Annotated in this window: 12 protein-coding genes; 4 read left to right on the top strand and 8 right to left on the bottom strand. The window is 37.9% G+C overall.

Annotation, left to right across the window (positions count from 1 at the left end; genetic code table 11):
• Nucleotides 1-8: 8 nt before the first annotated feature.
• Both AC1M85_RS03800 and AC1M85_RS03795 read right to left on the bottom strand, forming a co-directional pair.
• A complete protein-coding gene (locus tag AC1M85_RS03800; RefSeq protein ID WP_481591911.1) occupies nucleotides 9-1,295 on the bottom strand; it encodes an NAD(P)/FAD-dependent oxidoreductase in 1,287 nt (428 codons plus the stop codon).
• On the bottom strand, nucleotides 1,292-2,266 hold the full coding sequence (locus AC1M85_RS03795) for an acyl-CoA desaturase (RefSeq protein ID WP_488213575.1): 975 nt from the start codon (nucleotides 2,264-2,266) through the stop codon (nucleotides 1,292-1,294). Before AC1M85_RS03795 ends, AC1M85_RS03800 begins: the two co-directional genes overlap by 4 nt.
• Before the next feature lie 422 nt (nucleotides 2,267-2,688).
• Here AC1M85_RS03795 and AC1M85_RS03790 point away from each other — a divergent pair, with 422 nt between their 5' ends.
• The 4 genes from AC1M85_RS03790 to AC1M85_RS03775 all read left to right on the top strand — a co-directional run bounded on the left by AC1M85_RS03790 (nucleotide 2,689) and on the right by AC1M85_RS03775 (nucleotide 6,540).
• Nucleotides 2,689-3,321: a paraquat-inducible protein A gene (locus tag AC1M85_RS03790; protein WP_228143131.1), complete on the top strand. Its 633-nt coding sequence runs from the start codon at nucleotides 2,689-2,691 to the stop codon at nucleotides 3,319-3,321.
• A 35-nt stretch (nucleotides 3,322-3,356) separates the two neighbouring features.
• Nucleotides 3,357-4,091 carry a paraquat-inducible protein A gene (locus tag AC1M85_RS03785; RefSeq protein ID WP_481596570.1) on the top strand — a complete coding sequence of 245 codons (735 nt, stop codon included), beginning with the start codon at nucleotides 3,357-3,359 and terminating at the stop codon, nucleotides 4,089-4,091.
• 93 nt (nucleotides 4,092-4,184) lie between these two features.
• Nucleotides 4,185-5,834, top strand: a complete 1,650-nt coding sequence (locus tag AC1M85_RS03780) for a PqiB family protein (RefSeq protein ID WP_481591909.1) — start codon at nucleotides 4,185-4,187, stop codon at nucleotides 5,832-5,834.
• Entirely contained in the window at nucleotides 5,821-6,540 is a 720-nt protein-coding gene (locus tag AC1M85_RS03775; protein ID WP_488213574.1) for a PqiC family protein, read from the top strand. The genes AC1M85_RS03780 and AC1M85_RS03775 overlap by 14 nt, the downstream gene beginning before the upstream one ends.
• 295 nt (nucleotides 6,541-6,835) lie before the next feature.
• On the opposite strand, the gene AC1M85_RS03770 is transcribed toward AC1M85_RS03775, so the two are convergent.
• The 6 genes from AC1M85_RS03770 to AC1M85_RS03745 all read right to left on the bottom strand — a co-directional run bounded on the left by AC1M85_RS03770 (nucleotide 6,836) and on the right by AC1M85_RS03745 (nucleotide 14,489).
• On the bottom strand, nucleotides 6,836-7,150 hold the full coding sequence (locus AC1M85_RS03770; protein WP_488213573.1) for a transposase: 315 nt from the start codon (nucleotides 7,148-7,150) through the stop codon (nucleotides 6,836-6,838).
• Complete coding sequence (locus AC1M85_RS03765; RefSeq protein WP_092768250.1) at nucleotides 7,098-7,277, bottom strand: hypothetical protein; 180 nt, start codon at nucleotides 7,275-7,277, stop codon at nucleotides 7,098-7,100. The genes AC1M85_RS03770 and AC1M85_RS03765 overlap by 53 nt, the downstream gene beginning before the upstream one ends.
• A gap of 259 nt (nucleotides 7,278-7,536) precedes the next feature.
• Complete coding sequence (locus tag AC1M85_RS03760; RefSeq protein WP_092768927.1) at nucleotides 7,537-7,842, bottom strand: DUF2149 domain-containing protein; 306 nt, start codon at nucleotides 7,840-7,842, stop codon at nucleotides 7,537-7,539.
• Nucleotides 7,842-8,345 (bottom strand): MotA/TolQ/ExbB proton channel family protein, encoded by a 504-nt coding sequence (locus AC1M85_RS03755; protein ID WP_092768924.1) that lies wholly within the window; start codon nucleotides 8,343-8,345, stop codon nucleotides 7,842-7,844. The genes AC1M85_RS03760 and AC1M85_RS03755 overlap by 1 nt, the downstream gene beginning before the upstream one ends.
• Nucleotides 8,346-8,355: 10 nt before the next feature.
• Entirely contained in the window at nucleotides 8,356-12,555 is a 4,200-nt protein-coding gene (cobN, locus tag AC1M85_RS03750; RefSeq protein ID WP_488213572.1) for a cobaltochelatase subunit CobN, read from the bottom strand.
• Nucleotides 12,555-14,489 (bottom strand): TonB-dependent receptor plug domain-containing protein, encoded by a 1,935-nt coding sequence (locus AC1M85_RS03745; RefSeq protein WP_488213571.1) that lies wholly within the window; start codon nucleotides 14,487-14,489, stop codon nucleotides 12,555-12,557. Before AC1M85_RS03745 ends, cobN begins: the two co-directional genes overlap by 1 nt.
• Nucleotides 14,490-15,187: the final 698 nt, after the last annotated feature.

The following is a 15,187-nucleotide window of genomic DNA, read 5'->3' as shown; positions in this document are numbered from 1 at the left end:
AAGTACTCCTAAGCGGCTTGATTTGATGAGTTTAATAAGGCTTCAACCACCCATGACGCACTTCTTGCACCATCTTCATGAAAGCCCCATCCCCAATAAGCACCACAAAAATAGGTCCGATTTAAACCGTTTATTTCAGACCATCTTGACTGAGCTGCAATAGCTTCCGCATTAAATACAGGATGACGATAGTTACGCTGAACCCAGACTTTGTTTGGATCTAAATCAAAATTAGGATTTAATGTCGCAAAAATCTGAGTTTCACATTTCAAATTTTGTAGCTGATTCATCCAGTAACTAAATCCATAATGGACACTACTTTGCTGAAATGGAGTGACTTGACCCGCCCTATTCGGTGTGACATGCACATGCCAACTCGCCCACTGACGTTTTGATTTTGGCATAATGCTAGTATCTGAGTGCACCACCATATGATTGTCTTGATACTGAAAATTTTCTAATATTTCTATTTCTTTAACTGTCGGTTCAGCGAGCAACTTCAGTGTGTCATCTGCATGACTTGCAAATACTACCCAATCAAACTGTTCAATTCCCTGTACCGTTTCAATACTCACGTCATTTGCTGAGCGCTTGACTGACTTCACTTCTACTTTTTTAAACTGAATATGCTTTGCTTGAGTTTGAATTGCACGGATATATTTAGAAGACCCGCCTTTTACGGTTAACCATTGTGGTCGATCTTTGAGTTGCAACATACGATGATGTTGAAAAAAACTGACTACAAATTTATATGGAATTTGACCTGCTTGCTCTACTGGGCAAGACCATAATGCACCGCACATCGGATAGAGATGCTCTTGCCTAAACGCATCCGAGTATCCATGCTCGTTGAGATATTGCTCAATAGTGTAATGCGGGTCGGTCCCATCTACATCAAGATCTTTATTCGCTGCATAAAACCTGAATAGATCTGACAGCATCGCTCTAAAACGGGTCTTTAAAAAGTTCTGTGGTTTGAATAATAATGAGAATTTCTTGGAAGGATTATATTGCAGTCCTGTAACCTGATTATTAACTGAAAACCCCATATCACTGCTTTGAGCTTGTACACCAAGCTCCTTCAACATCTCACAAAATAAAGGATAGTTGTGTTCATTAAAAACAATGAATCCGCTATCCACTGCAACTTGCTCACCATCGATCTTTAATTGATGAGTATCAGTATGTCCCCCAAAATAATTATTCTTTTCAAATACGGTCACTTCATGGAACTTACTCAACTTCCAAGCTGCATAAAGTCCTGAAATACCCGATCCAATAATTGCAATTTTCATCTTGATTCCTTTGACTGAACTTGAGAATGTTGGAGTTTGGCCTTTTTCGAACGCGTAATTTTACTTGCTTCATAGACTCGAGCTGGTATGGGTTTCATTCCCCAAACCAAGCCGAACCATGACATAAATTTTAAGATGTAATAGGTCACATCGATCTGCCACCAATAGAACCCTTGGCGCGTACTTCCTGCATAAAAATGATGATTGTTGTGCCAGCCTTCACCAAGTGTAATTAGAGATAAAAATAAGTTGTTGCGACTATGATCATTCGTCTCAAAATCTCGGCTTCCATAATGGTGAGCCAGTGAGTTAATGCATAATGTGGCATGAATAAGCAGAACAGTAGAAATTGCGCCTCCCCATACTAATAACTGTAAACCACTGGTTCCCCAATGCGGCCACATCCAAGCAACCCATTCCCCAAGACCATAAATTCCGATAGCCGTTATTAAGACGATCATCAAACTAAAACGATCTAACCAAATCAGCTCCGGAAACTTCAGCCAATCTTTAATGACACTTTTACGCGTTGAAAAATTATATTCATTTAAAAACCAACCAACATGGCTATACCAAAATCCATGCGTTGATGAATGTGGGTCTTGAGGAGTATCTGTATAACGATGATGATATCGATGATGTGCTGCCCACCATAATGGTCCACGCTGCGCACTCATTGTGCCAATTAAAATAAAGATAAATTGCAGCCATCTCGAAGTTTGAAAAGTTTTGTGTGACAAATAACGATGAAAAAAAGCCGTGATTGCGAACATGCGAATAAAATAAAAAAACAACATAAATGCAAAAGCAAACCAAGAAAACCCGACCCAAAACACTGCCAGACAAGCAAGATGCAGTAGGATAAAAGGAATTATTCTGAGCCATTGAATCTGTTTACTCTCAGAGGTCAATGCATCATGTGGTACGCTTACGGACCAACTATCCAGCCATTGCATGAGGCTTTTCAACATACAGTCATCCCAAACTAAGCAATCGATCTTTATGATTTAAATAAAGTGTAGTTCTTGATATATGAAGTTTATGTGAAGCACACGCTGTATCTTGAATTTCACGCTTAATAATTGAATTTAATATTAATTTAATTTCATCATATAAACTTAACTCACCCTCATTTTGACTACACAAATGCTGATCAATGAGCACTTCAACCCCTTTTATACCCTCGTTGAGTTACATGACTGCACACTGATAAGCCAAACCAAAAGGTATGTATCTCGATTCAACAAAATAATCATAGGCAAACCTATTGAATCTCGATATAAACTATAGGGAGAAATAAAAAACCAAGAATATTGATGAAAAAGTTGAGACAACGATGTCTGAAACGCATGTAGAAACTGTATCGGATTCTAAACTCGCCCCTGATTTAAGAATGGTGCAAATCAATCAAAATTATGTTGCTTGTGAAGAGTGCGATACTCTCTTTCGCAAATCCGATTTATATAAGAATGAACGTGCCTATTGTTCGGCTTGCGGTTCCGAGCTCTATCGTAAAATTCCAACATTTAACACACTGTTGGCCTTAGTCTGTACTGCGTTAATTATCTTTGCGATTGCCAATAGTTTTTCAATTGTCAAAGTTGAACTCCAAGGCATTTATTCAGAAACCACATTATTGGGTGCGGCTTGGGCAATGTTCGAGGCAGATCGTGCTTTTGTAGGCTTTCTTATTCTGATGACCACTTTTGTTGTCCCTTTGGCCTACTTACTTCTGATGGGATATATTCTTTTGATGGCCATGTTCAATAAAAATGTTATTGCAACCCAACAGTATGCATCACTTAAACTCGCATTACGATCACTATTTCAATTGAGAGCTTGGGGAATGGTTGAAGTCTTTCTGATCGGCGTTTTAGTCACCTTAGTGAAATTAGTGGGGATGGTGGTTGTGATTCCTGGAATTGCCTTATGGGCATTTGCCATTTTAAGTGTTTTGTTGGTCTATTTAGTATCAATCAAAATCAAGGATCTATGGAATGTAATTGATGGAAATCAAATCTCATGACCATTACTTCCACTCATACGAATCAACCCGATCAGATGAAGCATTCGCCACACCCTGTGCAGAAACCCGCCTCATTAGAAACGCTTGCACCGCGTGCAATTGATCTTGAGCTCACACTTTGTCATTGCTGTGGAACACTCAACCGCATGACGTCCTTGTCGGCCATGGAACAAGCACGAAAATCCCGCTGTACTCGTTGTGATAGCCCCTTACATACCCGAAAAACCCGAAGTTTAGAACGAACTTTAGCTTATTTAATTGCAGCGAGTATTCTTTATATACCAGCTAATGTTTTACCGATGACAATTACAGAATCTATTCTTGGTCGTCAACAAGACACGATTATGAGTGGAGTCATCTATTTCTGGAAAAGTGGTGACTATTTCGTTTCGTCCGTTATTTTTATTGCCAGTATATTTATTCCACTACTGAAATTGGTCATCCTTGCTCTCCTGCTCAGTGCTGTACATTTACAAGCCTCAAAAAAAATTCACCTCTCACCGAAGCATTGCTCGATCATGTATAGAGTCGTGGAGTTTATTGGCCGTTGGTCAATGATTGATGTTTTCGTTGTCGCCATGCTCGCAGCACTAATCCAAATTCAATCATTGGCAACTATTTTAGCAGGCACAGGTGCAGTCGCTTTTGGTGCAGTGGTGGTTTTGACCATGTTAGCCTCACTGAGTTTTGATCCTAGAATCATTTGGGACAACTATTACGTTTCAATTCTGAGTCAGCATGAAAAAAAAAATGACGCTTCAGAACATTGAGATTTACATAAAACCCTTTCACTTCTTGCTTGATATTCATATGATGAAGCGTACAAACAACAACCACATTACGATTTAATAAGATCAATAACTATGTCAGAAAACCAATCGAGTAATGGTCATCCTCATGATGAACAAGTTCTGAGTCAGGTCGGTGTACCTGATAAGAAACGTAGCAAATGGAAACCTTCTCTCATTTGGATTATTCCAATTGTTGCATTACTCATTGCATTTTCATTAGCTCTCAAGGCGTATTTGAATACTGGTCCTGTTATTGAGGTTTCTTTTAGGACTGCAGAAGGCATTGAAGCTGGCAAAACTACAGTTCGTTATCGTCAAGTTAATGTGGGTCTAGTGCGTGAAATTGACCTTTCGGAAGATCGGTCTCATATCATTGCTAAAATTGAACTTCGGAAAGATGCCAGTAATTTTGCCACGGAAGATTCACGTTTTTGGGTAGTGAGACCACGTATTGGTGCAAGTGGGGTTTCAGGTATCGATACTTTACTTTCTGGCGCATATATTGAAGTAGATGGCGGTAAATCAGATGTCAAAACCACTTCATTTAAAGGGCTAGAAACTCCACCAGTTGTAACTTCCGATGTTCCTGGAAAAATCTTTTTCTTAAAGGCACAAGATTTAGGTTCGCTCGATTTCGGTTCACCTATTTATTATCGAAGAATCAACGTTGGACAAGTGACCTCTTACCAACTGGCTGATGATGGAAAAAGCGTTGAACTTCAAACTTTCATTAAGTCACCTTATGACAAATTTGTCACCACAGATGCGCGTTTCTGGCAAGCCAGTGGTGTAGATGTCAATTTGAATGCTTCGGGCTTTAGTTTAAACACACAATCTTTGGCAAGCATCATTTCGGGAGGGATCGCATTCGGTTATCCTGAAAATTCTGATGCAGCTCCTGCTCCGAATAAAATGAAATTTGAATTATTTGACTCTGAAAAGCTTGCGCTTAAAGAGCCTGATCTTAATCCAAGACGGATCGTAATGTATTTCAATGAGTCATTGCGAGGTTTATCAGTAGGAGCTCCAATTGATTTCATGGGTGTCGAAGTCGGTACTGTGAAAAAAATCAACACTGAGTTCTACAATAATCACTCGCAAATTCGAATGCGTGTTGATGCTGAAGTTTATCCTTCACGTATTGCTGGAGGTCATGAGTTGGACCCGCAAGGTACAGTATTCAAGCAATTTGTTGAGCGTGGTTGGCGAGCTCAAATGCGCACTGGCAATTTACTTACAGGTCAAAACTACATTAGCTTTGATCTTTTCCCTAAAGCTAAATATGCCACTGCAATCCGTCGAAATGATGGTGTAGTTGAAGTTCCAACAACTCCTACAGAATTAAAAGGCCTTCAAGCACAAGTGTCCCAAATCGCCGATAATGTATCTAAATTTCCATTGGTTGAAATTGGTCAGGACGTTCGTCAAACCTTGGCAAACTTAGATAAAACTATACAATCTTCAAAAAGTTTGGTCGATCAACTGGATGGCAAAGTTGCGCCTAATTTACAAGCCACTTTGGATGATGTTCGTAAAACAGTTCAGTCTTCTGAAACCATCTTGGCAAGTGATGCACCATTACAACAAGATCTACGTCGTGCTTTACAACAAATTACCCGTGCCGCAGCTTCATTGCAGTTAATGGCAGATCAAATAGAACAAAATCCTGAGTCATTGATTCGTGGAAAAACAGCGGAGCCGAAGAAAGATGACAGAGAATAAATTATTGAAATCTCAGCAACGCTGCTACCTAAAAGTCCTTTCAAGCTTGAGTGTTGGTTTGTTTGCACTCATCGTCAGTGGGTGCTCTTCATCCCCTACGCCTAAGTTCTATTCATTGAGCACTCAAACGCTAACATCATCTTCGTCAAATCAAAAAGTGAAGATGATTGAGGTGCTTCCTGTTGGATTATCCGATCGTTTAAACCGAATTCCATTGGTAATTCAACAAGAAAATGGGCAGGCTAAAGTATTGTTCGATGATCGTTGGACATCTACTTTATCGGCTGAATTGAGAGATGCTGTTTCTGCGCGTTTACAGCAAACATTAGGTGCAGTGGATCGTTATAATAGTGGTATGACTGGTGGACAAGCAGCTTATCGAATTGCCTTAGATTTTTCTAACTTTGATTTCATCGAAAAATCAAATCAGCAACGCTTTATGCTCATGAATGCGACTTGGACTTTAAGATATGATGATCCTAATCGCCCCTTATCCATACCCAAAAACGCTCAAACATTACCTCAACGTCATCAACTCAGTTGTCGGATGAGTTTTTATGAAGAAATTCCACAAAAAAATAAAGACTTAAACACTTTAGTCACTGTTTCGCAAAAAGCCATTGATCAACTTTCAATCAGTATTGCAAGTTCAGTCAAGCACTTAGAAAATAGGAATCAGCCGATTACTGGTGGGGTATGTAGTTAATTTTCATAAAAACTTGAGATTTCTTTTGAATCTGTTTTGAATACAGCAAAGCTCTGAGTTGTATTTAAAACATCTATCTTTGATAAATTGGTATATAATTTTTTAGATAAAGACATTCAACAATAGAATTCTTTCATAATTCATTTTTATACAGTTCCATGTTATAGATTCCAGCAATTTAATTGAATCTTAAACCTAGTCTTTTGACTCGATTACGATATCGCGCCGCAAGGACTTTGAAGGCTTTCAAACTGCCCAATACATGTTCAATCCCAATTCTTCTTTTATTGATTTCTCAATTGTAAACTTTTAGCTCGGGATCTAGTTTGCAGCATCTCTTTGCTTTTAGAGGCAATGAGCTATTTGGATACATTGCATAGATTCCTTGATAGCCTTCATCTGCATGAATAAAAGCACCTTTAGGAATCGGATTCAAGTTGCGTTTGAAAAGCTCGAAATCATGTACAGCACTACGACTCGTGCATAAACTCAGAAATTGCTGTGTTCTATAATAGATAATGGCTTGAACTTTAAATGTATGTGCCTTCTTCTTGCCACTATAGCTTTTCTTCTGTTTTTTTAGGTCTTTGTGTTGGAGTTTCTGTGGCATCTACGATCACCACATTCCAGTCGATACCTTCGCCTTCAGGCAGACTCTCGGGTAAATTAAATAGATTGGACTTGATCAGGCAATCCTTTACGTGGCGGACGATTCTTGAAGCAGTAGGCTCTGACACGCCAATAGCTCAGACGGAGTAAAGCCTGATTTTCTTCACTTAACTTGAATAGTCTACCTTTAGCAGGCACAAGCATTTTTAGTAGTTCAACCATTAAGTCAATGGTTGACTATAAGATGCCTGTGTATCGCTTGAAATGTGTATCAAAAAGTTTCTTTCAGTTGATGATTTTAGTCCGCAAATTATGTATTAATATTTAGAAAAATAGATCAAATGTTAAAGTTTAGATTAATAGATGAGTCTGTATCACACGTACATTTTATTCAGGCACGTAAATCATTCGGCCATCATTCAGTTTATAGGTCACCCCTGCCTTACTTCCTTCGCCCTCACCAATTTGACCTGTAGACTCATATTGTTTAAGTTCTTGTCCTTCTTTAAATGAAATTTTCATATTTTTTTCACCAGGATTTTCAATTACAACGACATTATTATTTGAAAATGGATTTAGCGGGTTTTGTACTACCAACATCATTAGAATCACAATAATAACTAAAAAAAGGTCAATCAAATTCACAACAGAGAGCATAGGATCATCACTTTCATCCTGTTCCAAAAATCGCATTAAGCTTCCCCTTGATGAAGACTTTCAAATTCTTTTTCATACTCACGTAATTCTTCAAGCAACCAACGACGTCGGATAACCAAAATATAAAAACATATAGAAGCCGAAACTAAAGATAAAATTACTGAAGAAAATGCCATCACCATATTCTGCCCCACTTGTTCAGCTTGACCTGAAGATAAAGCGAGTAATGCAGGACCCATTGGAATCATAGTTGCGATCAGTCCCAACATCGGTGCAGTTCGGGATACAATTCTTAGCCATTCCAAACGTTTAATAATCCAAAGTTCTAAATCATCAGTCGAGGCTTGAAATTGATTTTGTTCTGCATATTTCATCAAAATCGATCGATAACGTTTAGAGGTTCTGAACACGCATTCCATAATAAAGCTACCCAAAGAAACCAATGAAAAAATCAATGAGATAAGGATGAGCAACATCACAGGCCATAAGAAAAGTTTTGAAGCCTGATAAATCAAACTTTCGACTTCTAAAATTTGCATAAATTTCCTCTTATTTTTTTCGCTGTTGCATAAATTGTTTAAAAAAACCAAATCCAATCAATAAACTCAGTATGAAGGCACCAACCCAAGCATAATCTTGTACTTCCGACTTTTTCTGGACTTGTTCCAAAGCCTGACCTTTGACTTTCTGTTGTGCCTGATTCTGAGTATTTTTTTGATCTATTTTGGGTGTTTGTATTTCTATAGAAGATGGATGTTGATCTTGAGCAAACTGATTGGCATCGGCCGCTTTCAAAGTCTGTGTTATTGGGTTTAAACCTTGTCCTATAGCTTGCTGATTTTGAGTATTTTGCTCATCGGCTGTGCGTTTTGTTTCAGATGAATTTTCAAGATTTACTTGATCAGTTACTACAGTCATCTGTGCATTTTTTTCTAGTGATACACTGTCATTTTGCTTCAAAATACTTTGGGTAAATTCATTAAGCTTTTCAGACTCTAAAGGCAAATTCACTTGTTCTTGCAACGCTTGAATTTTTTCTGCAATTTCTCGTTTTGTCTCATCATCAGCTTGCCAATAATCTTGACGAATCGCTTCCGCCATACGATTTAATACTTGGAGTTGCGCAGATGGATTATGTTGTTTGAACCATTCATTTACACCAAGTTCGCGCTTATCTTGAACGTAAGTTTCATACATATCTTTCCATTGATCAGCACGGACAACTGAAGGGTCAGTCACATTCCAGCCATATAAATTATTGGTCACATTAATTACTTCCAATGTGCCAGCATAACCCTCCTTTTGCATACTTTTAATCCACTCAGGATTTAAATAACGGGTACGTAATTCATCTGACAAATAAGCTTTCAATGAGGTGACTTCAGCTTTATTTTGGCGTAAATCTGTAATGAGTAATTCCGGTGATTTCCCTTGAACGGAACGAATTGCCAAAGATAATCCACCTAAATATTCAAATGGATGATCTGTCGATAACACGCCATGCACATTTGAAGAACGTGACATAATGGCAACATCAACGCCTTTTAAATTTTCAGCGAATAGATTGACTGGTGCTTGCTCACCCCACGTTTTATCGCCATAGGCATATTGCAGATTATTTAAGAAGGTATTAGCTAATTCTTGATCATTTTCCCAATCATCATAGGACAAGGTTTTTTTCGTTAAACCTGAGCCATATTCTCCAGGTTCATTACTAAAAATTTTAAGTTGTGATAACGCTTTAGCTCGTTCAGGATCAACTTTTTGAGCAATTAATGATTGCTGTATCTGTTGTGAATTTTGATAAAGCTGATTATTGGGTTCATTTAGCGCTGAAAGTTTTGCCATTGCACTAGCAAGTAGACGCATAAAACCATCAAATTGATCTCGATAAACACTGGTGGCTTGAATCACAACATCCACACGTGGGCGCTTGAGCTCTTGTTGTGGAATAATGTCTAAACTCACCACTTTACCTGCTTGATCCCACACAGGTCTTAAACCAAGCGCTGCCAAAACTTGTCCTTCCGAAACACCTAAATGACGAATCGTTTCAGAAGACCACAAACTAAATGCAACTTTGTTAGGGTACTGCTGAGGATGCTTTTGTTGGTACTGCGCAATCATCTGCTCAAAGGTTTTTTGTCCCATTTCATAAGCCGCTTTAGTCGGGATTTTATTGGCTTCAAAAGCATATAAATTGCGTCCACTGACACTTTCAGGCTGACGAATCGGGTCTCCCCCCGTTCCCGGTAAAACATAGCCTCCAGATAAAGCATTCAACAAACTTTGCATTTCTCTATCTGCACTCAAATATTCATAATTTTTTTGTGCAGTTTCGATATACGCTTTTAGTTTTCCACTTTGCCCTATCTTTTGAATATCTGCATCAACCTCAACATTTGAAGCCTTAGATTTAAACCATCCTAAACCTGTGGATTCAGCCGGATTTAAAACATAATGCGCCAAATAACGATAAGCTAGAGATTGACGAATTGTTTCAACATCGGCATTAAACACTTCATTTTTATCCAGCTTTAATGCTTTGAAATAGTCTGAGTCTAACTGCTGTAAAACAATCATTAATCTTTGATCTTCTTGGGCTGACAAACCGAAACGATGCAAGCCCATGGGTACAGCTTGTTGCGCTAGGCGATGCAAATGATCATGAAGCTGAGTATAAAATTGAGGGAAATTATTCTGAGCCTGAACCTGAGTCAGGTTTAAATCTTTAAGCACACCACTTTGCTCTGTTAAAGCGATCAGTTTTCCTTGAGTTTGCTGCTTGACTAAACCCTCATCGAGCTGAGCATATTGGTGAATTAAATCGTGAATATCTCGTAATTCATCATATAAACCAGAGGGTGCTAAAGGCGCAGTTTGATGACTCACTATAACTGCACGACCACGTCGTTTCGCTTGCATGGCTTCTGCGATATTATCCTGAACATAAGGATAAAAAATCGGTAAAGCACCTGCGGTCAATAAAGGATAGTCATTCGCTGCTAAGCCTTTGTCTTTTCCAGGCAACCATTCTTGTGTGCCATGTGTTCCCAAATGAATCAATGCATCGGTTGCTTGTTGCAAATACAGATAAGTCGCTAAATATAATGGATCTGGAACAGCGTCTTGACTGTGGTAATTCTCACCTACTTTAGAACCACGAGTAGGCTGAGGAAGTAGTAATAAATTTCCGTAACGCTGACTTGGAATTGCAAAATAAAACTCGCCCTCCCTTTTCACGACTGCCCAATGTTTAGATAATTTTTGAATATCCGCGCTTTCTTTTAATTCGTGTTGACGCTGTTCAGGCAAGGTTTTTAACCAATCAAGATAATACTGAACAGGAAAATAGCTGAGCATTTCTTTCTGTTGTAGGTCAGCTAATTTTTCATGCTGGTAATATGCAGATAATAAAGTTTGAGCATCTGAAATAATTTGTTTTTCGCTGATCAGTTCGGTGTCGTATCCACGTTCTTTTAAACTTTTTTGAATATTTTCGATGCTCAGCGGAATATTTAAATTTGATGCAGATAAATTATTTTGACCATAAGGATAATTCCAAAACATCACCCCAATTTGCTTTTCTTTATTGGGTTTAATCTTCAATTTGGATTGGGCAATTACACGTTCAAGTAATATATTGACCTGTGGTTCAATCCATTGCTCGCGACCACCCTCATTTAAAGACAGCACTAAAGGATCAGAAAATCCCCAAGTTTCGGGAAGACTCAAAAAGATAGATGCTAAATGCGGAGGTATGCCTGATTTCGAGTTTTTCCATTCTTCAAAATTGCCATTAAAACTCAAACTTTGAACCATAGGCACATTCATTTTTTGTAGCTCGGCAACTAAGTCCTGACCATTCTGAATATGCGTCATATTGACCATTGCGGTGATTGGTACAACTTTAAAAAAATCTGAAAGTTTGGTTTTGGTTTTCGACTCATTCCAAAGCAAGACAATAGGAACAACACCTTTTCGTTCAGTAAGCGTTATGAGTTGATCAATTTTTTCAGACGTTAAATTGGTGATATTGCTTGGATGAAGCACATAAACCAAATAGGCATTTTGTCCTTGAATAGTTGATTTTTTCTGATGTTTTAGATTCTGTTGATACCAATCTAAATAGGATTGCACATTGTCAAAATAGTCTTGTGCACTGGTGTGATAAATCGAAATTTCTGGTAATTTTTGCGTCTTAAATGTGGCTTTTTTACCTTCAGTATTCCAAAGATGTACTGCTTCAAAATAATGTGAAAAGTTAATTTCTCCACCGTTGTAATACAGATCTAATAATTTAAATCCAAATAATTTTGGAATTTTCTGGAACTGCGGTGCTCCACCACCAACGGTCATATATTCTTTGTCTTGAGCCTTTAAACTTTCAAGTGCAAGCTCTTCAACCTGTTTACGATCTGGCGGTCGCGGAACATCTAAAATGATCACATCCGCCTGCTGAATAGATTGCTGAACAGCTTTTTGATTTTGATTTACTTGTAAATGCTGTAATTGCACATTTTGTTTCGCTGCAATTGGCACAAGTTTTTCAAATTTAGTATTTGCCACAAAATCGGTATGTAACACCAATACCTTAGTTTGAGCATCTGCTGTTTGTGCAAAAGCCACATTTAATGTGAGATAAACACATAAGAAGATGCTCAAAATACGCAGGATGGAGTTTAGATCCAAACTTTTTTGAATATGAGTTGGATCTATTGCATGCAGAATGAAAGATTTCTTTATCATTAAAATCTCACATTCATACCAACAAAGTAACGACGTCCTGCATCACTAAAAGTCTGTAATTGATCAGGTTGCATGCCAATTTTTTTATCTGTCAGATTTTCAATTCCTGTCTGGACTGTCCAATTCGGAGTCACTTTATAATCTGCATACATGTGCCAGAAGATATATCCTTGACTGTGTGGTGTATTCACAGCTTGAAATTGTTTACTGCGATATTGCTGGCGTAATTTGGTTTGCAGTTTGTCGTTCACTTGCCAAATGACTGAACTATTTAATTGATGCTTTGAACGATCGGCTAAAGGGATATTTTTACTTTTATCTTTTGCGTCTAAATAAGTGTAATTGGCTTCTAAATGTAAATATGGCTCTATGTGATAAGCACCACTCCATTCAATACCTTGTAGTTCTGCTTTTGTCACATTGACATAATCTAAGCAAATTTTCCCTGCGACTGAACATGTAGGCTGACGCTGTGTATCTATCAAATCATCGACATTGTTTCTAAACCACCCTAATGAGGTTTCAAAATTATCTCGATGGAAATGTAATCCAACTTCATAAGCGGTATTGGTTTCAGGCTTAAGATCAGGATTGCCTCGAATAATACCCATACCACCCATTGCAGCATTAGACTCAAACTCTTTAGATAGTTGCTTTAAAGTTGGCGCTTTATAGCCTTTGCCCACACCAGCTTTGACTGTCCATGCATCGCTGAGTTGATAAGACGCATTAAACTTCGGACTCAGTTCCCATCCAAAATCTGAATGCTCATCGCCACGTGCCCCAAATCCAACTTTAAATTGATCAGAGATTTGCCAAATATCTTGTAGATAAATTCCATAATGGGTAATACTGTCTTTTTGTTTTAAATTGACCGTTGGATCTTCCAACTTTTCCTTACGAAGCTCATTACCCAGTATTAAATGATGATTAGATAAATCAAATTGAAACTGTGTCGAAGCCACTTGATCAGTTAATTTTTGTGGAGATGTCGTATCTCCGCCATCACTGCGCTCACTTTCTCGTTTGAATTGTGTTTGATAAAGCTTAACAATACTTTTACCCCAACCCCATTCACCTTCATGTTTTAACCCGAATCGAGCCCGCTCAATTTCATCATCAACTTGATAATATTGATTACGTGTTCCACCTCTTAAATCTTGTCGATCCTCATGGCCGTACTCACTTATGAATTCAATCTGTTGTTGATCTGTTGCTTGCCAAAATAGACCAAGATGCCCTTTGGTATTTTTCTGCTCATCGTGTTTGCTTAAACGAGAATTGGTAGGATCTTCAAGCGCATCACGTTTTCTAAATTCGGCCCAGAAATTGACACCTAATTTATTTTCAATGAGTGGACCAGACAAGTAAGCACTGGTTTTATACTGATCACCACCCAAATTAGATTCATTCCATAACGATTGAATCGAAGCAGAGCCTGTCCATTTTTCGATTGGTTTTCTAGTAATAATATTCACTACTCCACCTAAAGCTTCTGATCCATAGAGTGAAGACATCGGTCCTCGAATCACTTCAATCTGTTCTATCGCTTCGGTTGGAACCCAGTTTAATTCACCATCAGAGTGAGCAATGGCTGAGGATGAACTATTAATTCTTAGTCCGTCGACTAAATATAAGGTGTGTGTCGGGTTCATTCCTCGAATCGAAACCCCTTTCCGATTTAGCCCGATACCTACATTTTGTAGACCTACTCGATCGTTCAAAGCATCTGAAACATCATTTATAAATCGTTGATTAAGTTGCTTACCATCAATCACATCAATACTCGCCATTGCTTCATGAATATTTTCTTTTTTTGCAGATGCTGTGACCACAATCGTATTCATACTGTGTGCTGGATGATGATTTGTGTCTGTTGATTCTGCAAAGACAACATGAGTTACAAAGAGACCCATTCCTAAAAAGATACGCATAGTGATATTTAAGGTTATTTTTTATTGCTTATAATGTTATGTTATAACATTATATAATGCAATTTTTTAATTTATAAATTTCTATTTTTCAATATATTCAGTTGAAAATCTTTGAGCCCAAAATAGCCAATAAATGTGAGACTCTTTTGGAGTTGATAAGTACAAATTTGACAAAAAACTAAAACCTCTTTCTACTAAGAATTAATCTCTGTCGCACTTCATTTAAGAATCTAAGAATTTTTAAATTTACATTTTAAGAGTTTATTAAAATTATAGAATTCTTTCATAATTCATTTTTATGCAGTTCCATGTTATAGATTCCAGCAATTTAATTGAATCTTAAACCTAGTCTTTTGACTCGATTACGATATCGCGCCGCAAGGACTTTGAAGGCTTTCAAACTGCCCAATACATGTTCAATCCCAATTCTTCTTTTATTGATTTCTCAATTGTAAACTTTTAGCTCGGGATCTAGTTTGCAGCATCTCTTTGCTTTTAGAGGCAATGAGCTATTTGGATACATTGCATAGATTCCTTGATAGCCTTCATCTGCATGAATAAAAGCACCTTTAGGAATCGGATTCAAGTTGCGTTTGAAAAGCTCGAAATCATGTACAGCACTACGACTCGTGCATAAACTCAGAAATTGCTGTGTTCTATAATAGATAATGGCTTGAACTTTAAATGTATGTGCCTAC

Source organism: Acinetobacter sp. 24-47-64 (assembly GCF_057737055.1).
The sequence above is the reverse complement of the archived record's forward strand: the minus strand, read 5'-3'. Positions and strand labels throughout refer to the sequence as shown.